General features: G+C 71.1%; 19 protein-coding genes and 3 pseudogenes. 13 read left to right on the top strand and 9 right to left on the bottom strand.

Going from position 1 to position 23213, the window contains the following annotated elements; genetic code table 11:
* Positions 1-154 precede the first annotated feature (154 nt).
* The 3 genes from ABD378_RS39345 (at position 155) to ABD378_RS39335 (ending at position 5733) form a co-directional block, all read left to right on the top strand.
* The gene (locus ABD378_RS39345) at positions 155-1357 is read left to right on the top strand and encodes a DUF6777 domain-containing protein (protein WP_344529391.1); all 1203 of its coding nucleotides are present in this window, start codon (positions 155-157) and stop codon (positions 1355-1357) included.
* Positions 1358-1483: 126 nt separating this feature from the next.
* Positions 1484-2653, top strand: coding sequence for an exonuclease SbcCD subunit D (locus ABD378_RS39340; protein WP_344529389.1), 1170 nt, complete (start codon positions 1484-1486; stop codon positions 2651-2653).
* Positions 2650-5733, top strand: coding sequence for an AAA family ATPase (locus ABD378_RS39335; protein ID WP_344529387.1), 3084 nt, complete (start codon positions 2650-2652; stop codon positions 5731-5733). The genes ABD378_RS39340 and ABD378_RS39335 overlap by 4 nt, the downstream gene beginning before the upstream one ends.
* Before the next feature lie 217 nt (positions 5734-5950).
* Here the strand turns inward: ABD378_RS39335 and ABD378_RS39330 are convergent, their stop codons facing one another.
* The gene (locus ABD378_RS39330; RefSeq protein WP_344529385.1) at positions 5951-6196 is read right to left on the bottom strand and encodes a hypothetical protein; all 246 of its coding nucleotides are present in this window, start codon (positions 6194-6196) and stop codon (positions 5951-5953) included.
* A gap of 699 nt (positions 6197-6895) precedes the next feature.
* The gene (locus tag ABD378_RS39325) at positions 6896-7297 is read right to left on the bottom strand and encodes a hypothetical protein (RefSeq protein ID WP_344529383.1); all 402 of its coding nucleotides are present in this window, start codon (positions 7295-7297) and stop codon (positions 6896-6898) included.
* A gap of 293 nt (positions 7298-7590) precedes the next feature.
* Between ABD378_RS39325 and ABD378_RS39320 the strand changes: the two genes are divergently transcribed.
* The 5 genes and pseudogenes from ABD378_RS39320 to ABD378_RS39305 all read left to right on the top strand — a co-directional run bounded on the left by ABD378_RS39320 (position 7591) and on the right by ABD378_RS39305 (position 10120).
* Positions 7591-7953 (top strand): PASTA domain-containing protein, encoded by a 363-nt coding sequence (locus tag ABD378_RS39320; protein ID WP_344529381.1) that lies wholly within the window; start codon positions 7591-7593, stop codon positions 7951-7953.
* Positions 7954-8079 (top strand): SAM-dependent methyltransferase, encoded by a 126-nt coding sequence (locus ABD378_RS44280; RefSeq protein ID WP_425583963.1) that lies wholly within the window; start codon positions 7954-7956, stop codon positions 8077-8079. It begins immediately after the preceding gene.
* Positions 8078-8260, top strand: a pseudogene (locus ABD378_RS44275) (SAM-dependent methyltransferase); the annotation flags it as partial. The gene ABD378_RS44280 and the pseudogene ABD378_RS44275, both read left to right, overlap by 2 nt.
* A gap of 26 nt (positions 8261-8286) precedes the next feature.
* Positions 8287-9072: pseudogene (locus ABD378_RS39310) on the top strand (RHS repeat-associated core domain-containing protein); the annotation flags it as partial.
* A gap of 28 nt (positions 9073-9100) precedes the next feature.
* Positions 9101-10120, top strand: coding sequence for a hypothetical protein (locus ABD378_RS39305; RefSeq protein WP_344529379.1), 1020 nt, complete (start codon positions 9101-9103; stop codon positions 10118-10120).
* A 272-nt stretch (positions 10121-10392) separates the two neighbouring features.
* On the opposite strand, the gene ABD378_RS39300 is transcribed toward ABD378_RS39305, so the two are convergent.
* Positions 10393-10839, bottom strand: coding sequence for an Lrp/AsnC family transcriptional regulator (locus ABD378_RS39300; protein WP_344529377.1), 447 nt, complete (start codon positions 10837-10839; stop codon positions 10393-10395).
* A gap of 94 nt (positions 10840-10933) precedes the next feature.
* On the opposite strand from ABD378_RS39300, the gene ABD378_RS39295 reads away from it, so the two are divergent.
* Positions 10934-11461 carry a rhodanese-like domain-containing protein gene (locus ABD378_RS39295; RefSeq protein WP_344529375.1) on the top strand — a complete coding sequence of 176 codons (528 nt, stop codon included), beginning with the start codon at positions 10934-10936 and terminating at the stop codon, positions 11459-11461.
* Positions 11462-11536: 75 nt separating this feature from the next.
* On the top strand, positions 11537-12382 hold the full coding sequence (locus tag ABD378_RS39290) for an SDR family oxidoreductase (RefSeq protein WP_344529373.1): 846 nt from the start codon (positions 11537-11539) through the stop codon (positions 12380-12382).
* Positions 12383-12395: 13 nt separating this feature from the next.
* Here the strand turns inward: ABD378_RS39290 and ABD378_RS39285 are convergent, their stop codons facing one another.
* Together ABD378_RS39285 and ABD378_RS39280 are read right to left on the bottom strand one after the other, a co-directional pair.
* Positions 12396-14111, bottom strand: a complete 1716-nt coding sequence (locus tag ABD378_RS39285) for a DUF885 domain-containing protein (protein ID WP_386545906.1) — start codon at positions 14109-14111, stop codon at positions 12396-12398.
* A gap of 36 nt (positions 14112-14147) precedes the next feature.
* Positions 14148-14660, bottom strand: a complete 513-nt coding sequence (locus ABD378_RS39280) for an Lrp/AsnC family transcriptional regulator (RefSeq protein ID WP_344529369.1) — start codon at positions 14658-14660, stop codon at positions 14148-14150.
* A gap of 60 nt (positions 14661-14720) precedes the next feature.
* On the opposite strand from ABD378_RS39280, the gene ABD378_RS39275 reads away from it, so the two are divergent.
* Entirely contained in the window at positions 14721-16001 is a 1281-nt protein-coding gene (locus tag ABD378_RS39275) for a trans-sulfuration enzyme family protein (protein WP_344529367.1), read from the top strand.
* Here ABD378_RS39275 and ABD378_RS39270 read toward each other — a convergent pair.
* Both ABD378_RS39270 and ABD378_RS39265 read right to left on the bottom strand, forming a co-directional pair.
* Complete coding sequence (locus ABD378_RS39270) at positions 15940-17427, bottom strand: GNAT family N-acetyltransferase (protein ID WP_344529365.1); 1488 nt, start codon at positions 17425-17427, stop codon at positions 15940-15942. The two genes, ABD378_RS39275 and ABD378_RS39270, sit on opposite strands and share 62 nt — an antisense overlap.
* A 141-nt stretch (positions 17428-17568) precedes the next feature.
* Positions 17569-19152: an alkaline phosphatase D family protein gene (locus tag ABD378_RS39265; RefSeq protein ID WP_344529363.1), complete on the bottom strand. Its 1584-nt coding sequence runs from the start codon at positions 19150-19152 to the stop codon at positions 17569-17571.
* A gap of 307 nt (positions 19153-19459) precedes the next feature.
* On the opposite strand from ABD378_RS39265, the gene ABD378_RS39260 reads away from it, so the two are divergent.
* Positions 19460-19888 carry a VOC family protein gene (locus ABD378_RS39260; protein WP_344529361.1) on the top strand — a complete coding sequence of 143 codons (429 nt, stop codon included), beginning with the start codon at positions 19460-19462 and terminating at the stop codon, positions 19886-19888.
* On the opposite strand, the gene pdxR is transcribed toward ABD378_RS39260, so the two are convergent.
* Positions 19846-21306: a MocR-like pyridoxine biosynthesis transcription factor PdxR gene (gene pdxR, locus ABD378_RS39255; RefSeq protein ID WP_344529359.1), complete on the bottom strand. Its 1461-nt coding sequence runs from the start codon at positions 21304-21306 to the stop codon at positions 19846-19848. The genes ABD378_RS39260 and pdxR overlap by 43 nt on opposite strands.
* Positions 21307-21430: 124 nt before the next feature.
* Here pdxR and ABD378_RS39250 point away from each other — a divergent pair.
* Positions 21431-22267, top strand: a pseudogene (locus ABD378_RS39250) (DMT family transporter); the annotation flags it as partial.
* 24 nt (positions 22268-22291) lie between these two features.
* On the opposite strand, the gene ABD378_RS39245 reads toward ABD378_RS39250, so the two are convergent.
* Entirely contained in the window at positions 22292-23137 is an 846-nt protein-coding gene (locus ABD378_RS39245; RefSeq protein ID WP_344529357.1) for an alpha/beta fold hydrolase, read from the bottom strand.
* Between the last annotated feature and the right edge of the window lie 76 nt (positions 23138-23213).

Genomic DNA, 23213 nt, shown 5'->3' with positions numbered 1-23213 from the left:
CAGCCCGCCCCTCGGGAGGGCCGACCGCGTCGGCTTGCGGGCTTCCGGGAAGCGGGACACACAATAGGCGCGTAACGGTAAAAGGTGTGCAGAACGGTTGAAAGAGTGACCGGATCTGTGCGCCGCAGATCCCCAACGCAGGGAAGAAGTGTTCGTGAGCGTCGAACCGCCGTCGTCAGGACGCCCCACAGGACCCCCGTCAGGCCCGATCTCGGGCCCTTCTCAGCCGGGCGCGACCCAGGCGGGTTCGACGCCACCACCCAGCGGGGACCGGCCGTCGGGCCCGCCGCCGGGCGGTCCGCTCAGCGGCGGCGGCCACGGCGGGGGACCCGGTGGGCCGGACGAGAGCCCCGGCGGGAGCCCGGAACCGGACCGCCCCTGGTGGAGGTCGGCGCCGCGCGTGGCGGCGATCTCCCTCGTGATCGTCGCCGCGGTCGTGCTGACCGTCGTGCTCACCCGGCCCGACAGCTCGGACGGCACCAAGGAATCCACCGGCGAGGTCATCCTCCAGCCCGCGGGGAAGCCGGGCCCTGATCCCTACACCGAGTCGACGGCCCGGGACGACTCCACGCCGTCGTCCCCGAGCGCACTGCCCAGCTCCTCGGCGTCGGCCAACGTGACGCGCGGTGTCGACGGCTCCGCCCCCGGCCTCTACGGCGGGACGCGCAAGGTCGGCAGCTGCGACGTGGAGAAGCAGGCCGCCGCCCTCAAGAAAGACCCGCTGAAGAACAAGGCGTTCGCCTCGGTCCTCGACATCGAGGCGTCCGCCGTCCCCGCGTACCTGCGGGCGCTCACACCCGTGCAGCTGCGCATGGACACCCGTGTCACCAACCACGGCTACCGCGACGGCGCCCCCACCGCCTATCAGGCCGTCCTGCAGGCCGGCACCGCCGTACTCGTCGACGACCGGGGCGTGCCGCGCGTGCGCTGTGCCTGCGGCAACCCGCTGCTGCCGCCTGTCGCGCAGAAGAGCACCCCGAAGCGGACGGGCGACGCGTGGCCGGGGTACAAGGCGTCGAACGTCGTGGTCGTGGCGCCCGCCACGCAGGTCGTGAACGTGTTCGTCATGTACGACCCGAAGAGCGGCGAGTGGTTCGAACGTGACAAGGGCGACACGGGCGCGGGCGACACGAAGACCCGGCCGCCGGTGCACCAGCAGTCCCCCTCCCCCTCTCCGTCCCTGTCCTCCTCGTCCCCCTCCAATTCCCCGTCCACTTCCCCGTCCACTTCCCCGTCCTCCGGGGAGCCCTCCTCACCGTCCGCCTCGTCCCCCACGCCGCAGCCGCCCTCCTCGGAGCAGGAGCAGCCGCCCTCGTCGCAGCCCGCGCAGCCGCCGTCGTCGCCGGTGGCAGATTGAGGTTCGTGATCGAGCAGGGGCCGACAGGCGCTAGCGTGGTGGGTGCTGTCGGCGGGGCCCGTGCTGGGGCGGTCCTTGATCCGGGGCGTAGGAGGGGAGAGCGAGCATGCGGGGCGGGGCGGCATCTTGAGAATTCTGCACACGTCCGACTGGCATCTGGGCCGGGCGTTCCACCGCGTGAACATGCTCGGCGCCCAGGCCGAGTTCATCGGCCACCTCGTCGCCACGGCGCGTGAGCGCGAGGTCGACGCCGTCGTCGTGTCCGGCGACGTGTACGACAGGGCGGTGCCACCGCTCGCCGCCGTAGAGCTGTTCGACGACGCGCTGCACCGCCTTGCGGACCTCGGCGTCCCGACGGTGATGATCTCCGGCAACCACGACTCGGCGCGCCGCCTCGGTGTCGGCGCCGGGCTCATCGGCCGCGCGGGCATCCACCTGCGCACCGCGCCCGCCGCCTGCGGGGAGCCGGTGGTCCTGGCCGACGGCCACGGGGACGGGGACGTGGCGTTCTACGGCCTGCCCTATCTCGAACCGGCACTGGTCAAGGACGAGTTCGGGGTGACGCGTGCGGGCCACGAGGCGGTGCTGGGGGCCGCGATGGACCGGGTGCGCGCCGACCTGGCCGCCCGGGCGCCGGGCACCCGCTCCGTCGTCCTCGCCCACGCCTTCGTCACCGGCGGCGAGGCCAGCGACAGCGAGCGGGACATCACGATCGGCGGGGTGGCCGCCGTGCCCTCCGGGGTCTTCGACGGCGTCGACTATGTGGCACTCGGCCACCTGCACGGCAGCCAGGCCATCAGCGAGCGGGTGCGCTACTCGGGCTCCCCGCTGCCGTACTCGTTCTCCGAGGCCGCGCACCGCAAGAGCATGTGGCTCGTCGACATCGGCGCGGCGGGGGAGATCGAGGCCGAGCGGATCGACTGCCCGGTGCCGCGGCCGCTCGCCCGCATCCGGGGAGACATCGAGACGCTGCTCGCCGACCCGGAGCTCGCCCGTCACGAGGAGGCCTGGGTCGAGGCGACGCTCACCGACCCGGTGCGCCCCGACGACCCCATGGCCCGCCTCTGCGAGCGCTTCCCGCACACCCTCAGCCTCGTCTTCGACCCGGAGCGCGCCCCCGAGGACCCGGACGTCTCGTACGCCCAGCGCCTGAAGGGCCGCAGCGACCAGCAGATCGCGGAGGACTTCGTGACCCATGTGCGGGGCGCGGGACCCGACCCGCGCGAACAGGCGGTGCTGCGGGCGGCGTTCGACACCGTCCGCACCGACGACACGCTGCGCGAGGTGGCCCGATGAGGCTGCACCGGCTCCGGATCACCGCGTTCGGCCCCTTCGGTACCACCCAGGACATCGACTTCGACGAGCTCTCCGCCGCCGGGCTCTTCCTGCTGCACGGACCGACCGGCGCGGGGAAGACGTCCGTCCTGGACGCCGTCTGCTATGGCCTGTACGGCTCGGTGCCAGGCCCCCGGCAGGGCAGCGGCCAGGGAGTGACGCTGCGCAGCGACCACGCGCAGCCCGCCGTGCGGACGGAGGTGTGCCTCGAACTCACCGTCGCGGGGCGCCGGTTGGAGGTGACCAGGCAGCCGCCGTGGGAGCGCCCGAAGAAGCGCGGCACCGGCACGACCATGGAGAAGGCTCAGAGCTGGCTCCGGGAGTACGAGGCCGCCGCCGATGGCGGCGGCGCGTGGAAGGACCTCAGCCGCTCCCACCAGGAGATCGGCGAGGAGATCACGCAGCTGCTCGGCATGAGCAAGGAGCAGTTCTGCCAGGTGGTGCTGTTGCCCCAGGGCGACTTCGCACGCTTCCTGCGGGCCGACGCCGAGGCCCGCGGCAAGCTGCTCGGGCGGCTCTTCGACACGCGCAGGTTCGCCGCGGTCGAGCAGCGACTCGCCGAGCAGCGGCGCGATGCCGAGGGCGCGGTGCGGGAAGGGGACGGGGAGCTCCTCGCCGACGCGCATCGGATGCAGCAGGCCGCCGGGGGCACCCTCGAGGCCCTCGAGAACGCCGAGTCGCCGCTGCCCGAGCTTTCGCCCGGCGATCCGGGGCTCGCCGAGTCCGTCCTTGCCTGGGCCGCCGTCGCCCGCACCACCGCCCGCGAACGGCGAACGATCGCCCGGTGCGCCCTCACGGCCGCCGAGTCCGCGCAGACCGCCGCGGGGCGGCGCCTTGACGACGTACGTGAACTCGCCCGGCTGCAGAGCCGGTTCGCCCAGGCGCGGGAGCGCGCCGGGCGCCTTCAGGAGCGCGCCGATGAGCACCGGCAGCGGCAGACCCAGATGGAGCGGGGCCGCAAGGCCGAGACGGTCGCCCCCGCGCTCGGCCTCCGCCGGGCCACCGAGGAGGAGCACCGCCGCGCGACCGCCGAAGAGGCACGCGCGCGTGGCCACCTGCCCGCCACGTTCGCGGACTCCGGCGCGTCGGGACTCGCCGCCGCCGCGCGCAAGGCCGCCGAAGAGCTCGGCGGCCTCGAATCCGCCCGGCGCGCCGAGCAGCGCCTGACCGAACTCGGCACGGAGCGCACGTCCTTGGAGCGCGAGGAGCGGGCCGACGACGAGCTGCTGCGCGAAGCGGCGGGCTGGCTGGACGGCTGGGAGGCGACCAGGACCGCACTCCAGGAGCGCATCGAGTCCGCCCAGGACGCGGCCACGCGCGCGGAGCATCTCGCGGGCCAACTGGAGCCCACGCAGGGCAGGTTGGACGCGGCGCGCCGCCGTGACCGCCTCACCCAGGAAGCCGCCACCGCGTACGAAGGCACCCTCGCGGCCCGCGAGCGTGCCACCGCGGCCCACGAACACTGGCTGACCCTGAAGGAACAGCGCCTCAACGGCATCGCGGCGGAACTGGCCGCGGGCCTGACCGACGGCGCCCCCTGCGCGGTCTGCGGAGCCACCGAACACCCCGTGCCCGCCCCGAAGACCGCCGGTCACGTCGACCGCGCCACCGAGGAGTCGGCGCTCGCCGCTCACCGGCAGGCGGAGGAGCGGCGCGCGGATGCCGAGCGGCACCTCGGCGAGGTGCGCGAGTCGTTGGCGGCGGCGAGGGCGGCGGCGAGTGGGTCGTCCGGCGGGGACTTCGCGACCCAGGAGCCGGAAGGCGTCCCGGAGGGGCCGTCCGTCGAGCGACTCGCCGCACTCGCCGAGGAGCTGCGAGGAGAACACGCCGAGGCGCGCAGTCGCGCCTCCGGGCTGCACGCTGCCCGGGAAGCCCTCGCTCAGGCCGAGCGCGAGCACGACCGCAGGGTCACGGTGCAGCAGGAGGCAGCCGTACGGGCAGCGTCGCGTGCCACCCTGCGGGACACTCTCGACCGCGAACAGGCAGCTCTGGACGTCGAGTTGACCCGCGCGCGCGGAGCGGGCGGCAGCGTCGCGGCCCGCGCGTCCCAGCTGGAGCGGCAGACCGCGCTCCTGACCGAGGCGGCGGAAGCCGCACGCGTCGCCGACGACACAGCCCAGCGGCTCAAGGACGCCGACGCGCGACTCGCCGACGCCGCCTTCCGCGCCGGGTTCGACACGCCGAGGGCCGCGGCCGATGCCCTGCTCGACGACGCGCGCCACCGCGAGCTGCAACACCGTATCGACGAGTGGCGGAACGAGGAGGCGGCGGTGCGTTCGCTCCTCGCCGAGCCGGACGCGGCAGCCGCCGCCCAACAGCCGCCGGCCGACCTCGGAGCCGCCGAGGAGGCCGCCGAGCAGGCCGACAGGCAGGCCCGCGAGAGCGCCTCCGCACTCGACGCGGCCGCGCGTCGCTGCGCCGAACTCGACCGGCTCTCCGACCGGTCGGCCACCGGAGCCCGGCGGCTCGCGCCGCTCCGAGCCGAGTACGACCGCGTGGCGCGCCTCGCGGGCCTCGCGGCGGGCACATCGGCGGACAACGAACGCAAGATGCGCCTGGAGTCCTACGTCCTCGCCGCCCGCCTCGAACAGGTCGCGGCGGCGGCGACCGCACGGCTGCGGCGCATGTCGTCCGGCCGCTACACCCTCGTCCACTCCGACGACCGCACGGGGCGCGGCCGTTCGGGCCTCGGCCTGCACGTGGTCGACGCCTGGACGGGCCGCGAGCGCGACACGTCCACGCTCTCGGGCGGCGAGACCTTCTTCGCCTCGCTCGCCCTCGCGCTCGGCCTCGCGGACGTCGTCACCGACGAGGCGGGCGGCGTACGGCTCGACACGCTCTTCATCGACGAGGGCTTCGGCAGCCTCGACGACCAGACCCTCGACGAGGTCCTCGACGTACTGGACTCACTGCGCGAGCGGGACCGCAGCGTCGGCATCGTCTCGCACGTCGCTGACCTGCGACGACGTGTCCACGCACAGCTCGAAGTGGTCAAGGGGCGAGCAGGGTCGGTCGTACGGCAGCGGGGAGCCAGCGACTGATCCGCCGGTGTGCTGCGGCCGTCAGGATGGATTCCTTCCCCGTTTTGCCCTCTCTGTCCTTGATCATCTTCGTCCTCATGTCCCCCGGCCGTCCCCCGGACTGCCCCTAGGTCTTGGCTGCCAGCGTGGTTGAATCGATGGTCCGTCCATCCCTGCAGATAGCGGGCCCATATCGATTCGAGTGACTACCGCTCCAAGTTCGCGGACGGCACTGGAGTTAGACGGGATCGGCCAGCCAAGCCGTCGAGGGTCCGTCCTTGCTGTTGGCCACGCGGTGGAAGTCCACGGGCGGGATGCCGGGGTGCCCGTGCCGTACGGTCCCTTGGTATACGGAGTCAGAGACGCATAGGGCGAAACCGTCGTCGCGTTCGTGCGATGCAGTCCTGAGGAACTCGGCGTCCAGCAGACGGCAGGCGTCGTTGAGGTCGGAGCCGACCCACCCGTCGAGCTCGTCGACCGCCACGTGTCCTCGATTCGCCGCCCGCAGCTGCCTCGGTGAGCAGGGTACGGAGGACCGCCGTCAGCGGGGCCTGAACGACGATCAGTTCGGTTCGGACCTGGCTCTCGACCTGCTGGCGGCGTCGCTGGTTGCTGTCCCGCTGTGGCTGCGCGCATCCAGAGGGCATGCATGGGTTCCAGTTGCTGCTCGGCTGTGACGACGGGTGCCTTGGGCGAGAGGATTTCGACGGGCGCCTCGACGACTGGCCATCGAGGAAGGCAGGGGCTGGGCTGCTGAAGGCGTTGTGGATCGAACTTTGAAAAATTCCCGCGTCCCGCGGCTCACGGGCCATCTCTGTAGGGCTGGGTAGAGCAGCCAGTAGGTGCAGGTAGTGGAGGGTGTCGTTGAATTCGCGGTGCTCACGGCCAGTCAGATCCGGCTTGTGGAATAGCCCTGGTCGCCCCATGCCCGCTCTTCGTCCAAGACCGTCCGAGACAGTCCAACAGCGTGGCATCTCAGCTGATCCCAGAGGATGGCATCCGTAGATGTTCAGGGCTGGCCCCTAGGCCGCTTCTGACGGCTCTTGAAACCGACTCGCGGCTGCAACAGGCGGTCTCCATGGGGGGCATACAGTGGCTCAGGGAGCCGGCTTACGTAATGCCAATCGATCACTCCATGCTGGAGGGATGCCCGGGGGCAGGGGAACAGTCGGCTCCGAGTAGGTCAGGTCACGAACAGCAGCGAGACCCACAGAATTGCCGCCATCAGCGGCAAGCCGTAGGTGATTAGTAGGAGAGCAATGGGCTTCCGCGCCCATGTCGCCCGCGTCGCCGCAAACTCCGGCAGTCTGTGGTGCGCCCGGTTCTGCACCACCCGGTAATAGTGAAACTGTCGATGACACACGAACATGCACGTCAGGGCCATCAGCAGACCGAAGGCCGCCAGAAGTCTCGCCGCGGTCAGATGCTCGCCTGAAGCGAGAAGTGTTGTGTAGGCAACCGCGAACAGGGACTGCCCTACCAGGAACAAGTTGTTGCCCGAGAACAGGAGGCTGTTCTCGTGAAGCATGTGCCCCCACAGCCTTGCATCCTCAGCGAGCCGCTGGGCTTCGCCATCATCGGCCATGCCGCCTGTGTGCCCGCCAGCAGCCCGGAGCTATCCGCTCCGGGCTGCGTATTTCGGCCTGACAGGTACGGTCACGGCGGAGCCCCCGGCGATGCCAGCGCCGAGGGCTCGTTGCGTGCCGGGATAGGTCGTTTCTGGTGGCTCTTGGGCGGTGGTGCGGAGCCAGATGACGATTGCGCCGATGGTCAGGGCGCCCTAATACTTGAGATGCAATGAAGCCCTCCTGGGAGGACATTGGCCTCATGAGGTCCGACGCTATTCGGGCCCCGCGGTGGAGATGGTGTACAGCAGGTTTGGTATCGCTGCTGCTGTTTTTCGCTGGTGCGACCGCGTGTGGTGGCGATGATTCCCCAGGCGAGACGCCTGCGCCGACGAAGACAGTCACAGAGACCACCGAGGCGCCCGCGGAAACTGAGCCAGCGGCCGAGCAAGCAGTCCTGCCGGACATGGTGGGCAAGTCCCTGCAGGACGCACAAGACATCGCCCAAGCTCACGGGTTCTACCTCCTCGATTCCACCGATGCCACGGGAATGGATAGGTTCCAGGTCTTGGACCGTAACTGGGTGGTCTGCTCCCAGGTGCCAGAGCCAGGGCGACACTCCACCGACGTCACGGTCACCTTTGACGTGGTCAAGGACGACGAGAGTTGCCCTTGAGTGACGCGCCGGGCCGGGCACTTCCTCGCCCAGGAACATGGCGTCCGGCAGTTCCTCGACATCGGCACCGGCCTGCCCACAGCCCCCAACCTGCATGAGGTCGTGCAGGGGGTGGTACCGGAGTGAGTACGCCCAGCAGGGCATGCCCATGGTGCTGCGCGACCTGCCGACCGCCGCCTCCCTCTTCGACGGGATGGATCTGGTCGACCCGGGTGTCACCCAGGTTCACAAGTGGTGGCCGGGCCCCGAGCAGGACGGCATCGACGACCGGGCCTTAGCCATGTACTGGGCGGTGGCACGTAAGCCCAGACAGGTCAGGTCGGGCGGGGGCGAGGCACCCCCACAGAGCTCGTCTATGAGGACGGCACTATCGCCTGGCACTCCCGAGCCACCCTGTGGGGAAGGACCAGTTGGAACCGCGACGCCACCGCATACACGCCCCTGCGTTTCCCCGGCCAGTACGCAGACCCCGAGACCGGCCTTCACTACAACTTCTTCCGGCACTACGGCCCGGACACCGCCCGCTACACCACACCGGACCCCTTTGGCCTCGTCCCCGCCCCCAACCCGGTCACGTACACCCACAATCCGCAGACCTGGAGCGATCCTCTCGGCCTTGCCCCGAAGGCATGCCTGACCGACAGGTACAAGTGGGACGGAAGCGCCCGGTTCGGGAAGCTGGACGACCTGAACCGCCCGACCGGCGTCTTCGCTTCTCTGCGAAAGGACATGCTGGACACCGGTACGCCGGCCGGTTCTACCTGGACGCCAGGCTGGAGGGGCCACGGGCCCAGCTTCAATGAAGCACGCGGGCACCTGCTCGCCAACCGCCTCGGTGGCCCAGGAAAGGGATCCCTGTCACGCCAGAACCTGGTCACGCTTACCCAAGACCCCGTGAATACGCCTGTCATGAGGGCAATCGAGGACAAGGTGTACCGTGCGGTCGACAAGGGAGAGAATATCCAGTATTCGGTGGTTCCCAAATATGAAGGAACTAATCCGGTTCCGACCAGGCTGGAAATCTCCGCGTACGGAAACCGGGGATTCTCATTGACCGAGAAACTGGAGAATCCCGCCGCAGGAGTACGGGCCGGTACCATCCCCATCCCGAAGCTGTGAGCCAACCGTTGCAACTCCAAGGACGATCATGACGCGCACCACCCCGCCGCGACCGGTGGACGTCGAGGCACAGTTCCCCGAACTGTCCAGCTACCGAAGGATGTGCACGCGGCTCCACCCGCGTCCCGGAGCGCCGAAGCCGACTGAGAGTTCGGTCAGCGGCCCCTTCCTGTGGCCTGCGCACGAGCCCTGGCCGACGTGCCGAGAGTCTCACGCCCGAGACAGGGGGCGGCGCATCGATGACGTACATCAGGAGCGTCGCATCCTGCAGGACGCCTGGCGTCGCAATCCCCAGACGGGCCCGTCGGCGGAGGACCTGGCCGCGCTGTCGGCACTGGAGCAGGAGCATCGCGTCCCAGGCCTCGGTGAGGCCGACCCGATCCCGCTCCTCCCGCTGGCCCAACTGTTCGCCAAGGACGTCCCCGGCCTCATGCCTCCCGATGGTTGTGATCTCCTTCAGGTGCTGTGGTGCCCCTTCGACGCACACGGCACCCCACGGACCCCGGACGTTCACCTGCGGTGGCGGAACTCGGCCGAGTGCGGCGAGGCCCTCGAAACATCTCCTGCCCCCGAAGTCGTCGGCAACGAGGGGTACGTGCCCGAGCCCTGCACGGTGGCACCCGAGCAGGTAATGGAGCACGAATATCAAGAGCTCCTCAGTGAGAACCTGCGATATCGAATCGAAGAATGGGAAGCGGAACTCGAAGAAGAAGCTGAGGAATCCGGCGACGAAGAGGAGTTCGTCACCTATCACCATGACCTTTCCATTGCACCAGGGTGGAAGGTCGGAGGCTATGCCTCATGGGCAGTGACCGGACCATCCGAAGACGTCTGTGCGTGTGGCGCCCCCATGCGGCTTCTGCTGACCATCGCCAGCCACGAGTGGGACGGAGGCACGCGCAGCTGGGTCCCTCTGGAAGACCGTGATCTCATCGCCACTTCGGGTGCGAACATCCCAACCCGGGTGACCGTTGGCCGAGGCGGTTCCTTGAACATCTTCGTGTGTGCTGCAGATGCAACCCACGCGCACAAACTCAGCCTGCAATGAACAAGTGCCTCGTGGCCGACTACCGAGGTGCCGATACCGCGGCGGCCTGGCTCGCGGGACTGCTCCTGCCGCGCTCAAGCCATGTCTGTCCGTCCCGGATGGATGTATGTATGTCCCGGGTCATCCAAGATTTTCGTAGCTGGTGATCGGCTCGGTCCGGTGGTCAATTGAGCAGGGTCCGCCGGCGGAGGAGAGCGTGCCTGGCGCGGTACCGGCAGACCGGCGGCGGCGCGCACCGTGATCCTCACCAAGCTCTCGCTGAGGGAGCCCGGTCAGCGGCCCAGTGGGCGCCTGGGCAGGGGGGAGGAGTAGACGATGCTGGTGGTCACGGAACCCAGCGCGCCGATCTTTCCCGCGACCTCCTCCAAGTGGTTCATCGAGCTCGCCGCGACCTTGATCACGAAGCAGTCGTCGCCGGTGACGTGGTGCGCCTCCAGGATCTCGGGAGTCGTCTCGACCAGGTCGTGGAACGGCTTGTAATTGCCGTTCGGGTAGCGCAGGCGCACGAACGCCAGGATGGGCAGGCCAAGGCGCTCCGGATCGACCACGGCCGCGTACCCCTGGATCACGCCCGCCTCCTCCAGGCGGCGGACCCGTTCGGTGACGGCGCTTGCGGACATGGAGACGGCGCGTGCCAGCTCGGCGTAGCTGGCGCGGCCCTCACGCTGAAGGACATCGAGGATGCGCCAGTCGGTGGCGTCCGTGGAATAACCGGTCATGCCTGAGAGGTAACAGGGGATTCCCCGGCTGATCAAGGGGTACGCCGGTGATCGGCTCTTCTGGGTCGGCGGCTTCGCCCGTAGATTTTTGGCCATGAGCAGAGAGACGACCACAGAGTCGACGGCCGCCACCAGCACGCAGGCCGCCGCCACCGGCGCCCCGAATGCCGTCCTACGGGTATCCCCCGCGTCCCCGGCGGCCGCCGCCGCGTACTTCGGCGCGAGCCTCGCCTTCCACGCCGACGTGTCCGACGTCGCGTCGGCGCTCGCCGGCGACGGCGACCCCGGCTTCGTCGTGGTCGACTCCCGCTCGACGGCGTCCTGGGACCAGGGGCACATTCCCGGGGCGATCCATCTGCCCACCGCCCTCATCGCCGAGCAGGCGGAGCAGCTCCTCGACAAGTCCGTCCCGGTCGTCACGTACTGCTGGGGCCCCGGCTGCAACGGCGCGACCCGCGCCGCCCTCGCCCTCGCCCAACTGGGCTTCCAGGTCAAGGAGATGCTGGGCGGCTTCGAGTACTGGGCCCGTGAGGGCTTCGAGTTCGAGACCTGGGAGGGCAGTGAGCGGCGTACTCCCGACGCCCTGACCTCCCCGGTCGACGCGGCGGACTGCGGCTGCTGAGAAGGCGGCGGGGCGGGGCGGCGAGCGCGTCAACTCGGATGCGCCCGAGCCGCGCACCCCGCATCATGATCTGTCATGCCCCTCCTTCCGCACCCCGCACCCGAAGCGCTGCGGCGCGACCCTCTGCCGCTGCGCGGCCGAACCGCCCTCGTCACCGGAGCAAGCCGACGCGGCGGCATCGGATACGCCGTGGCCCGGCGCCTCGCCGCGTACGGAGCCAGCGTCTATCTGCACCACCACGTACCGCACGACGCCGCGATGCCCTGGGGCGCCGACCGCCCGGCCGATGTCGTCGCCGGAGTGCGCGAGGCGCTCGGAGATCCGGAGGCGAGCGTCCACCACGGGCCCGGTGATCTCGCGGACCCCACCGCACCGGCCGACCTGATCGCCACGGCCGCCGACGCGCTCGGCGGGCGCCTCGACATCCTCGTCGCCAACCACGCGGTCAGCGGCGACGACGGCACCCTCGACACCATCGACGCCGCCATGCTGGACACCCACTGGGCGGTGGACACCCGGTCGGTGATCCTCCTCGTGCAGGCGTACGCCCGGCTGCGGGCCGACCTGCCGCCCCGTACGCCCGGCGGGCGCGTGGTGATGATGACGTCCGGGCAGGACATCGCGGGCGGCATGCCGGGCGAGATCGCCTACAGCCTGCAGAAGGGAGCCCTCGCCTCCGCGACGCGCTCCCTGGCCACCACGCTCACCGACCTCGCCGTGACCGTGAACGCCGTCAATCCCGGCCCCGTGGACACGGACTACATGACCGGTGACGACTACGCGGCCATCGCCGCCATGTTTCCCGCGGGGCGGTGGGGCATGCCCGATGACCCGGCCCGGCTCATCGCGTGGCTCGCCACGGACGAGGCCGAGTGGATCACCGGGCAGGTGATCGACTCCGAAGGCGGGTGCCGCCGTTGAGACGGCCCCGTTCTCAGAGCGCCGACAACTCGTCCACCAAGTCGTCGAGCCCCAGCGACCCCTGCGACAGCGCGGCCATGTGCCACGCCTTCGCGTCGAACGCGTCACCAAGACGCCGCCGCGCGTTCTCGCGGCCGAGCAGCCAGGCCCGCTCGCCCAGTTTGTAGCCGATGGCCTGGCCGGGGATGGAGAGGTAGCGGGTCATCTCGCTCGCCACGTACTCCGTGGGACGGCTGCAGTGCGCGTCGTAGAACTCCTGCGCGAGGTCAGGGGTCCAGCGCTCGCCCGGGTGGAAGGGCGCGTCCGCCGGGATCTCCAGCTCCAGGTGCATGCCGATGTCGACGATGACGCGCAGCGCCCGCATCATCTGGGCGTCCAGATAACCGAGCCTGCGCTCGGCGTCCGTGAGGAAACCGAGCTCGTCCATGAGCCGCTCGGCGTACAGCGCCCACCCCTCAGCGTTGGCGCTGACGATGCCGATGGTCGCCTGGTAGCGAGAGAGGCTCTCCGCGACGTGCGCCCACTGTGCCAGCTGGAGGTGATGGCCGGGGACGCCCTCGTGGTACCAGGTGGAGACCAGGTCGTAGACGGGGAAGCGGGTCTCGCCCATCGTCGGCAGCCACGTCCGGCCGGGGCGCGAGAAGTCCTCCGACGGGGCCGTGTAGTACGGGGCGGCCGCGCCGCCCGGCGGGGCGATGCGGGACTCCACCTTCCGTACCCGCTCGGCGAGTTCGAAGTGCGTGCCGTCAAGCGCCTCGATCGCCTCGTCCATCAGCTCCTGGAGCCAGACCCGCACCTCCGCCACGCCCTCGATGTGCGTGCCGTGCTCGTCGAGGTGGGCGAGCGCCACCCACGGCGTGGCCGCGCCGGGCAGGATCTTCTCGGCCTCGGCGCGCATCTCGCCGAGCAGCCGGTGGAACTCGGACCAGCCGTACGCGTACGCCTCGTCGAGGTCCAGATCGGTGCCGTTGAAGTAGCGGGACCAGCGGGCGTAGCGCTCGCGGCCCACCGTGTCGGGAGCGCCCTCGATCGCGGGCGCGTACACGTCCCGCATCCAGTCGCGCAGCGCGACGACCGACGCGGTGGCGGTGCGCGCGGCGGCGTCCAGTTCGGCGCGCAGCGAGTCCGGCCCCTCGGATGCGAACTCCTCGAACCAGCCGCGGCCCTCGCTTCCGCCGGCCCACTCGCCGAGCTGCTCGATGAAGGTGGCCGTCGGGCGGGGCGCCGCGAACAGCTTGCGATCCAGGCCGAGTTCGAGCGAGGCGCGATATCCCTCGTACGCGGCAGGCACGGCCCGCAGCCGTTCGGCGATCGCGGCCCAGTCCTCGTCTGTCTCCATCGGCGTCACGGTGAAGATCTCGCGCACCGCGTGTGGGATCGTGTGCAGATTGCCGACCGCGCGCAGCCCCTCATCGGCCTCGTGCACGGCGAGTTCGGCGGTGAGCCGCTCCCGCAGCAGTCGCGCGCACCGGCGCTCGGCGTCACTGTCGGCGCCGGGCAGACGCTCCGCCTCGTCGAGCCGGGCGAGCGTCGTGCGAGCGAGCTCCGCGACGGCGTCCTGTCCCGCCGGTGAGGTGTCCGGGAGCCTGCTGTGGCTGGCCTTGACGCCGAGATACGTGCCGTTGATGGGATCGAGGGCGATGAGCTCGTCGACGTAGCCGTCGGCGAGCTGGCGAGGCAGAAGCGGGCTCCTGCTCGCGTCCGCGTTCGGGATCTTTGTGTCTGACATGCGGATCATCCTCGTATGCGGGACGCGCCCGCGTCATCACGATTGGCCGGAGGCTTGCCCTTGGTCATCGGCGTCGGGCCCCGGAGGCAGCAGCGGCCCGCACTCCCACTGCTGGAAGATCAACCGTGTCTCCACGCGGGCCACTTCGCGCCGCGCCGTGAACTCGTCGAGGACGAGCCGCTGCAGATCGGCCGTGTCGGCCACCGCCACATGCACCAGATAGTCGTCGGGCCCAGCGAGATGGAACACCGACCGGGACTCCGGCAGCGCCCTGATCCGCTCCACGAACGGCCCGACCAGCTCCCGGCGGTGCGGCCTGACCTGCACGGAGAGCAGCGCCTCCAGACCGCGGCCGAGCTTCGCGGGGTCGAGCCGCAGCTGGTGCCCGAGGATCACACCGGAGCGGCGCAGCCGGGAGATACGGTCCAGACAGGTCGACGGCGCGACCCCGACCTGGGCCGCGAGATCGCGGTAGGTGATCCGGGCATCGTTCTGCAGCAGCCGCAGTATGCGGAGATCCACCGGGTCAAGTACGACAGATTCAGCCACTCGCCGAACGTAGCACGGGGTTCAACTATCAGGCACCGGCCTTTGTTCAGGCTGTCGTGCATGGACACGAACACGGAATCCCGCACCGGATCCGGCCACCCGGCCCCCACGGCAGTGTCGCCCGCACCGCGCGCCCTCGCCACCGAGGCCGTACACGCCGGACGCGACGACCTCGCCGGACTCGGTCTGCACGCCGCGCCGATCGACCTGTCCACCACCTACCCGTCGTACGACACCCGCGGCGAGGCGGCGCGCATCGACGCCTTCGCCGCCGACGGCGCCCTGGACGAAGGACCGCCCGTCTACGCCCGCCTCGCGAACCCGACCGTGGCCCGCTTCGAGACAGCCCTGGCCCGTCTCGAGGGCACGGAGAGCGCGGTCGCGTTCGCGAGCGGCATGGCGGCGCTGACCGCGGTCCTTCTCGCACGGGGAGCGGCCGGACTGCGCCATGTCGTCGCGGTCCGCCCGCTGTACGGCTGTAGCGACCACCTGCTGACGGCGGGGCTCCTCGGCTCCGAGGTGACCTGGGTCGACCCCGCCGGGATCGCCGACGCCATCCGCCCCGACACGGGCCTGGTCCTCGTCGAGTCGCCCGCCAATCCGACCCTGGCCGAACTCGATCTGCGCGCGGTGGCGCACGCCTGCGGCACGGTGCCGCTCCTTGCCGACAACACGTTCGCGACGCCCGTCCTGCAGCGGCCTGCCGAGAGCGGGGCGCGGCTCGTGCTGCACAGCGCCACCAAGTATCTGGGCGGTCATGGCGACGTCCTCGGCGGAGTGGTCGCGTGCGACGAGGAGTTCGCACGGCAGCTGCGGCAGGTCAGGTTCGCCACCGGCGGGGTGCTGCATCCGCTGGCCGGATATCTGCTGCTGCGCGGCCTTTCCACCCTGCCGGTGCGGGTACGGGCCGCCTCCGCGAACGCGGCGGAACTGGCGCGGCGCCTGGCCGGTGACCCGCGCGTGCGCCGCGTGCACTATCCGCGGCTCGGCGGCGCCATGGTCGCCTTCGAGGTCCACGGCGACCCGCACGCGGTGACCGCCGGGGTGCGGTTGATCACCCCGGCGGTCAGCCTCGGCAGCGTCGACACGCTCATCCAGCATCCGGCGTCCATCAGCCACCGCGTCGTGGACCCGGCGGACCGGCGGTCGTCGGGCGTGAGCGACAGCCTGCTGCGTCTGTCGACCGGGCTCGAGGACGTCGAGGACCTGTGGCGGGACCTCGACCGCGCCCTCGGCCCTCAGCCGTCCGGCGCCGACGCGTACGCCGGTGTGCCCAGGGTCAGTGCTGCTCCGCCCGCCCCTGCGGCTGGTCGTACGGCAGTCGCGAGCTCACCGGCGTAGCTTCGAGGCGGGCGGTGATGACCAGCGTGCCCTCCTCGATCTGGTAGTCGAGGGGAAGCCCGAGGCCGCGCATCGCGGCGACCATGCCCGTGTTGGACGCCTGCGTCACCGCGTACACGCTCTCGCAGCCCGCCTCGACCGCCAGCGTCACCAGGCGGCCGAGCAGTTCGCTGCCGATGCCGCGGCGCTGCCAGTCGTCCTCGACGAGCAGCGCGATCTCGGTCTCGTCGCCGTCCCAGAGCAGATGGCCGATGCCGACGATGCGCCCGGACGCGGTCTGCACCGCCAGGGTGCGGCCGAACCGCGGGCTGAGCAGGTGGTTGAGATAGCGGTCGGCGTCCCGCACGGGGCCGTGGTAGCGCATGCTCAGGGTGCGCTGCGAGCAGCGCTCGTGCATGGCCTTGGCCGCCTCGACGTCGGCGGTGTCGGCCCGGCGCACGGCGATGGAGCTGCCCTCGGCGAGCGTCAGTACGTCCTTGCTGCGCGGGATGCGCGGGCCGAGCCGGGTGTCGAGCTCGACCAGAGCACGCGCGCGGGCGAACTCGGTGGGCGTGAACGGCAGATACGGCCGCTCCACGGTGATCACTTCGCCGTCCGGGACCTGCAGCCGCAGCACCGTACCTTCGCCTTCCAGCGCGCCCTCGACGGGTGGGCCGTCGGCGGGCTCGTCCGCCCGCGGCCCGGACGACGCGGCCTGCGACTTCGCGGGCAGCGACCGGATGGTGCAACGGCCGAGCAACTGCCGCAGCGCTAGCGGCAGTTCGGCGGCGTCCAGGGCGGTGCGGGTGGCCAGGCCGAGGATGCGCGTCGGCGCGTCCACCAGGTCGTGGGCGTCCGCCCGCTCGATCCAGGTGCCCGAGCCGCCCGCCTGCGAGACGCCCCGGGTGATGTCGGCCGCGGCCAGGTCGGCGGGGGCGCGCAGCAGGAACTCGTCGACGGTGCCTTCGGCCAGCGGGTGCGCCTGGAGGCTCAGGATGTCGACCTTGCCGTGGGCGAGCGCCGTGCACAGGGCGGCCAGTGAGCCCGGCTCGTCCCGCACCGTGGTGCGCATCCGCCACAGCGTCGTCGCCCCTGCGGACGACTCTGTGGCGATGGCCCCGGCCTGTTCCATCGACGTCATGGGCCCGCTCCGCTGCCCGTTCTGCCGCCCGGCGGTGTACGGCCGGGCGCCGGTATCGTCCGCTGTCGGGGGTGCGTGGTTGTGGCGGCGTGCCCACCACGTGTGGAACCCGACCGTGGCGAGGAGCACCACGGCCGAGATCACAAGGAGGGCGGGGCCGTCGGGGCCGTGCCCGACCAGGTTCGCCACCGCGTCCGCCACGGCCACGGCCGTGAAGAGGGCGGCGAGCTCCACCAGATCCCGCCGCCAGTGGTGGACGGGACGGCCGTGTTTGGTTCGCGTCACATCAGACATGTCAGCACTCATACAGCCACTGTGGAGGAAGGGTGTTGCGTGATCACGAACGTTTTGTGACTGACGAGTTAAGAGACCTTCTGCCCGTTTAGTTCATCTTTGCTCTTTCGTGGTGTCCGGGCGTGACCTCTCGGTGTCCGTTCGGGGGCTCGATCACTGCTGCCCCACCCGGCCCGGCCGCAGCACCTTGGTGAACAGCACCCCGCCGCCCTCCTGCCGAAGCCGTACGGTCAGCTCCCCGCTGTCGCCGTCGATGTCGACCTCGCCGAAGTACTGCGGGGTCTCGGCCGGCGAGGTGTTGGCGCGGTTCGGGGCCTTGATGAACTTCTGCTCGGCGCCGAACGTCCCGTCGAGCTTGAGGGCCTGGAATCCGCCCGCGGCCAGCGGCCCCGAGACGAACTCCCAGAACGGCGCGAAGTCCTTGAACGCCGCACGCGAGGGGTCGTAGTGCTGCGCCGACGTGTAGTGCACGTCGGCGGTCAGCCACACCGTTCCGGTGACCTTGTGGTGCTTGATGTGCCGCAGCAGTTCGGCGATCTGCAGCTCGCGGCCCAGCGGCGCCCCGGGGTCGCCCTGCGCGACAGCCTCGAAGTTCGCCGAGCCGTCGGGCACGACGAGGCCGAGCGGCATGTCGGACGCGATGACTTTCCAGGTGGCGCGCGAACGCGACAACTCCCGCTTCAGCCACTGCAGTTGCCGGGCGCCCAGGATGCCGGTGGTGTCGTCGGGCTGCCGGCCGGGCGAGTTGGCGTTGCGGTAGGAGCGCATGTCAAGGACGAACACGTCGAGGAGCGGTCCGTGCCGCAGCACGCGGTACACGCGCCCGTCCTCGTCGCCCGGCGGGAGCGTCGAGACGGGGTAGTACTCGCTGAACGCGCGCAGGGAGCGCCCGGCGAGGACGTCCACGTTCTTCTCGGTGTAGCGGGCGTCGGTCAGGATCTGGCCCGGGTACCAGTTGTTGCGCACCTCGTGGTCGTCCCACTGGACGATCGAGGGCACCTGCGCGTTGAAGCGCCGCAGATTCTCGTCGAGCAGGTTGTAGCGGAAGGCGCCACGGAACTCCGCGAGCGACTCGGCGACCTTCGACTTCTCCTCCGTGGTCACGTTCCGCCACACCCCGCCGTCGGGCAGGGTGACGCTCGGCAGGATCGGCCCGTCGGCGTAGATGTTGTCGCCGCTGCACAGGAAGAAGTCCGGGTCCCTGCGGCGCATCTCGTCGAAGACGCGCCATCCGCCGCGGTCCGGGTTGATGCCCCACCCCTGCCCCGCGATGTCGCCCGACCACAGGAAGCGCACCCCTTCCTTGCGCCCCTTGGGTGTCGTACGGAACGTGCCGGTGACCGGCTCGCCGGTGCGTCTGGGGTCGTCGGGGTCGGCCAGGACCACGCGGTAGTGGATCTGCTCGCCCGCGGGCAGCCCGCGCAGCCGTGTCGTCCCCGTGAAGTCGGTGTCCGGGCCGAGCACAGGACCCTTCCAGCGGGTGGGGTTGCGGAACGACTCCGTGGCGGACGTCTCCACGATCATGCGGGCCGGGCGGTCGGAACGTACCCACACCAGGCCCGCGTGCGCCGTCACGTCACCTGCCTGCACACCCCACTCGGCCCGCGGACGTCCCGACCGGGCGAACGCGGGAGCGGCACCGGCGATGGACGGCACGGCCAGCGCCGCCGGCACGGCGAGCGAGCCGCGCAGCACACTGCGGCGGCGAGGGGACGGGCTCGGCTGAGGGTGTGACATGAATGCGCCTCCAGTGACAGGTCCGACCAGTGTGCAGGGCCACAACTAGTGGTGCGCGGCGGCGCACACACAAACCCCAAGTGAACAACTGCCCATGGGTGCAAGGGAACCAGTGTGCGAACGCCATGTTGCCCACACCGTCAGCCGTGTCCCCCCGAATCCCCTACATCCCTGGTCGCAGGTCCCGAGTCGCAGGGCCCCCGCCGAGCGCCCGAGGCCGGACGGCTGATGCCGGAAGATCACCCGTTGCCTAGGCTCGGCGGCACAGGCGCGCGGTCGGGCGCGCCGCGTCCTGAGGGGGAGTCCTGTGCCGGTCAACGGTCAGAGCCACATTCGTATCGCCCGTCCGTCCCGCGATCTCGCGGCGGCGGAGCGCTTCTGGGTGACGGGCCTCGGCCTGGACGTCGTGTGGCGGTCGCAGGGCGGCGCCGCTCCCGGTGAGCACGACCTGCTCATGGCCGGATGGCCGGACGCCTCCTGGCATCTCGAACTCGTGCACGAGGCGAACGGGGCGGAAGAGGCGGACGAGCCGGTCGAGCCCCGTCCCACGGAGGAAGACCTGCTCGTCATCTACCTCGACGAGCCTGTCCCCGACGAGCTGGTGACCCGCCTGGAGGCGCACGGCGGGACACGTGTCCAGTCGCCCAACCCGTACTGGAACGAGTGGGGCGTCACCGTCGAGGACCCGGACGGCTACCGCCTGGTGCTCTGCACGCGCGCGTGGTCCAACTCCTGAGCCGGATCCCGGGCCGCCTCGGCGAGCAGCCGCACTCCCTCGGCGATCTGGGCGGGCGTGAGGTGGGCGTAGCCGAGCACAAGGCGGACCCCGGAGCCGGCCGCCGAGCCGTAGTCGCTCAGCGGCCTGACCGCGACCCCGGCCGCTGAGGCGCACCGCAGGAAGGCCTCCTGCGGTCCCAGGTGCTCGGGCAGCCGGGCGATGACGTGCAGCCCGGCGGCGATGCCGGTCACCTCCGTACCGGGAAAGTGCTCGTCGAGCGCCGCGACGAGCGCGTCGCGGCGCTCCCGGTAGGCGCGCTGACAGCGGCGCAGCTGGCGGTCGTAGTCACCGCGTTCGACGAAGCGCGCGAGCAACGCCTGGTCGAGCACCGGATTGCCCAGGTCCATCATGCGCTTGCGGGCGACGACCTCATCGGTCATCGACTCCGGCACGAGCAGCCAGCCCAGGCGAAGGCCCGGAGCGAGCGACTTGCTGACCGAGCCCGTGTACGCGACGTGCTCGGGGTCGAGACCTTGCAGCGCGCCCACCGGGGCGCGGTCGTAGCGGAAGTCCCCGTCGTAGTCGTCCTCGATGATCAGACCGTCCACGGCCCGCGCCCAGTCGAGGAGTTCGGTGCGCCGCCGTGCCGAGCAGCCGATGCCCAGGGGAAACTGATGGGCGGGCGTGGTGACGACCGCGCGCAGCCCCTGCTCCCTCAGTGCGCCGGTGGCGACGCCCTCGCCGTCGAGGGGCACCGGCACCGTGGCGACGTCAGCCGATGCGAACAGCTCGCTGTGCTGAGGGCTTCCGGGGTCCTCGACGCCGACGGTGCGCACCCCGCGCGCGTGGAGCACGAAACCGACAAGGGCCATGGCCTGCGCCACCCCGGAGCAGACGACGATCCCCTCCGGGTCCGCGACCACGCCCCGGCGGCGTACGAGCAGTTCGGCGAGGGCCGTACGCAGTCGGGGCAGGCCCCGCGGGTCCGGGTAGCCGAGTACGTGGTGGGGCAGTTCGGCCAGGACACCGCGGTGAGCGGCCGCCCACGCGGCGCGCGGGAACAGGGACAGGTCGGGGGTGCCCGCGATGAAGTCGACGCGCGCGTGGTCGGGACGCGGGGCCAGATCGCGTGCGCCTCGTGCGGACTGCCGCGCCGCGCCGCCCACCCAGGTCCCCGCGCCGTGGTCGCTGCGCAGATAGCCCTCGGCCGTCAACTGCTCGTACGTCTCGGTGACAAGCCCCCGGGAGACGCCCAGATCGGCGGCGAGCTCACGGCTGGACGGCAGCCGTGTCCCCGGAGTCAGCCGCCCGGACCTGACCGCCTCGCGCAGCGCCGACTGGAGGCTGCGGCCACGGCTGCGGGCGGGGGCGGACGCGGCGGGGAGCAGCAGCTCCCAGGCGGCGGTGCCGGGCGCCTCACCCGATCCTGATGTCACAGGGATGCGCCTCCTGAGCGTGACGGCGGACGACTGCTGATGACCGGGGCCCGCGAAGTGGTCCCCGAACAGGCCCCGGAAGTGGACCTTAAACCGGTCCGCGTCCGTTCCTAACGTCAGGGACATGAACGCGAACCTCACACGCGGGTCCCTGCTCGCGGCCCTCGCCTGCCTCCTCGTCGGCGGCTCCTTCACCGCCAACAGCCTTCTCGGCGACTACCCGTACGCGGGCGGCCAGTTCCTGCGCTACGGCCTGGCCTGCCTGCTGCTCCTGCCGCTGCTCGGGCGGGGCGGCACGGCGCCGCTCGGCCGCCTGACGCGGCGCCAGTGGGGGCGGCTCGCGGTCCTTGCCGCCGTCGGCATGGTCGGCTTCAACCTGGCGATCCTGGCCGCCGAACGCACGGCGGAACCTGCCGTACCGGGTGTCTTCGTAGGGTGCGCCCCGGTCATCGTCGCGGTCATCGTGCCGCTACTGGAGGGACGGCAGCCCCAACGAGCCGTCATGTACGGGGCCTTGATCGTGGCCGCCGGGGCCTTCACGGTCCAGGGGTGGGGCCGTACGGACACGCTCGGCATTCTCTTCTCCGTGTGCGCGCTGGCGGACGAGGTCGGTTTCGCCGTCCTTGCCGTACCCGTGCTGCGGCCGCTCGGTCCGAAGCTGCTCTCCGCCACGGTGTGCGGGATCGCCGCCGCCGAGTCCGCCGTCATCGGTGTCGTGACCGACGGCGGGGACTGGCTGCGGGTGCCCGACACCACCGAGGCGGCGGCCCTGCTGTGGCAGGCGGCGATCGTCACCGTCATCGGCTTCGTCTGCTGGTACTCGGGCATCCAGCGCATCGGCGCCGAGCGGGCCACCCTCTTCTCCGGACTCATTCCCGTCGCCGCGGCCTTCACCGCACCCCTGGTCGGCACCGGCACCTATGGCGTCCCGCAGGCCGTGGGGAGCGCCCTCGTCGGCGCCGGTGTGGCCCTCGGCTCCGGGGTGCTACGCGGTCGCCGCGCGGCGGCACGTGTCGAGGACGACGCGCGCGACGAGCGCGGGATCGTCGTTCATCGGGACGTGTCCGCAGCCGGGAAGGCGCACCAGGCGGGCCTCGGGGACGGCGTGCTTGGCGCGGACGCCCTGGCGGCGCAGCAGGATCCGGTCGCGCGCACCCCACGCGACGGTGACCGAAAGGCCCGGCACGTCGTCGCTGAAGAGCACGTCGCGCCCGGCGGCGAGGGTCTGCTCGAAGCCCGTGGCGTCGCGCAGCGCGAGCGTCTCGGCGACGACGGCCTCGGGTGAACGGCGCCCGGGGCGGGCGTAGATGGTGCTGGTGAGCGCCGCGCGCCCGGCGGCCGTCCGCGAGAGCCGCTGGATCATCGGCAACGGAAGGAGCCGCGCCCCGTGCCGCATCGCGAGCAGGGTGTTGAAGGCGTACCGCCGCTCCCCGGGCGTCCAGAAGCCGGCGGGGGAGAGCGCGGTGACCGAGCGCACGAGCTTCTCCCGGCCGAGCTCCAGGGCGAGCAGGCCGCCCAGCGAATTGCCCGCCACGTGCGGCCGCTCGATCTCCAGCGCCTCGCACAGCGCGCCGAGCACGGACACCACCGTCGATATGTCGTACGGAAGCCCGTCGGGGAGCGCGGGGGATTCCCCGAAGCCCGGCAGGTCCACCGCTATGACGTCGCACTCGGCGGCCAGAATGCCGAACACCGGGTCCCACGCCTGGCGGTGGTGGCCGATGCCGTGCAGCAGGAGCAGCGGCTCGCCCTCGCCCGCGCGTTCGTACGCGACGGACAGCGTCCGCGGGCCGCCGGGAGTTTCGACGCTGAAGGACACCTCTGCGGCCATTGCTGCTCCAGTCCCCGCCGCCTTGCGACGGTCCTCAGACACCTTAGACACCTTGTCAGCAACAATTACCGCTCAG

This window comes from Streptomyces rectiviolaceus (assembly GCF_039533825.1).
Taxonomy (GTDB): Bacteria; Actinomycetota; Actinomycetes; order Streptomycetales; family Streptomycetaceae; genus Streptomyces; species Streptomyces rectiviolaceus.
The sequence above is the reverse complement of the archived record's forward strand: the minus strand, read 5'-3'. Positions and strand labels throughout refer to the sequence as shown.

Coding starts and splice junctions, on each gene's coding strand:
- ABD378_RS39270 (WP_344529365.1), bottom strand. CDS start 17,427: ATGAGTGCTGACATGTCTGATGTGACGCGAACCAAACACGGCCGTCCC.
- ABD378_RS39290 (WP_344529373.1), top strand. CDS start 11,537: ATGCCCCTCCTTCCGCACCCCGCACCCGAAGCGCTGCGGCGCGACCCT.
- ABD378_RS39285 (WP_386545906.1), bottom strand. CDS start 14,111: ATGTCAGACACAAAGATCCCGAACGCGGACGCGAGCAGGAGCCCGCTT.
- ABD378_RS39295 (WP_344529375.1), top strand. CDS start 10,934: ATGAGCAGAGAGACGACCACAGAGTCGACGGCCGCCACCAGCACGCAG.
- ABD378_RS39300 (WP_344529377.1), bottom strand. CDS start 10,839: ATGACCGGTTATTCCACGGACGCCACCGACTGGCGCATCCTCGATGTC.
- ABD378_RS39245 (WP_344529357.1), bottom strand. CDS start 23,137: ATGGCCGCAGAGGTGTCCTTCAGCGTCGAAACTCCCGGCGGCCCGCGG.
- ABD378_RS39265 (WP_344529363.1), bottom strand. CDS start 19,152: ATGTCACACCCTCAGCCGAGCCCGTCCCCTCGCCGCCGCAGTGTGCTG.
- ABD378_RS39325 (WP_344529383.1), bottom strand. CDS start 7,297: ATGGCCGATGATGGCGAAGCCCAGCGGCTCGCTGAGGATGCAAGGCTG.
- ABD378_RS39335 (WP_344529387.1), top strand. CDS start 2,650: ATGAGGCTGCACCGGCTCCGGATCACCGCGTTCGGCCCCTTCGGTACC.
- ABD378_RS39305 (WP_344529379.1), top strand. CDS start 9,101: ATGACGCGCACCACCCCGCCGCGACCGGTGGACGTCGAGGCACAGTTC.
- ABD378_RS39275 (WP_344529367.1), top strand. CDS start 14,721: ATGGACACGAACACGGAATCCCGCACCGGATCCGGCCACCCGGCCCCC.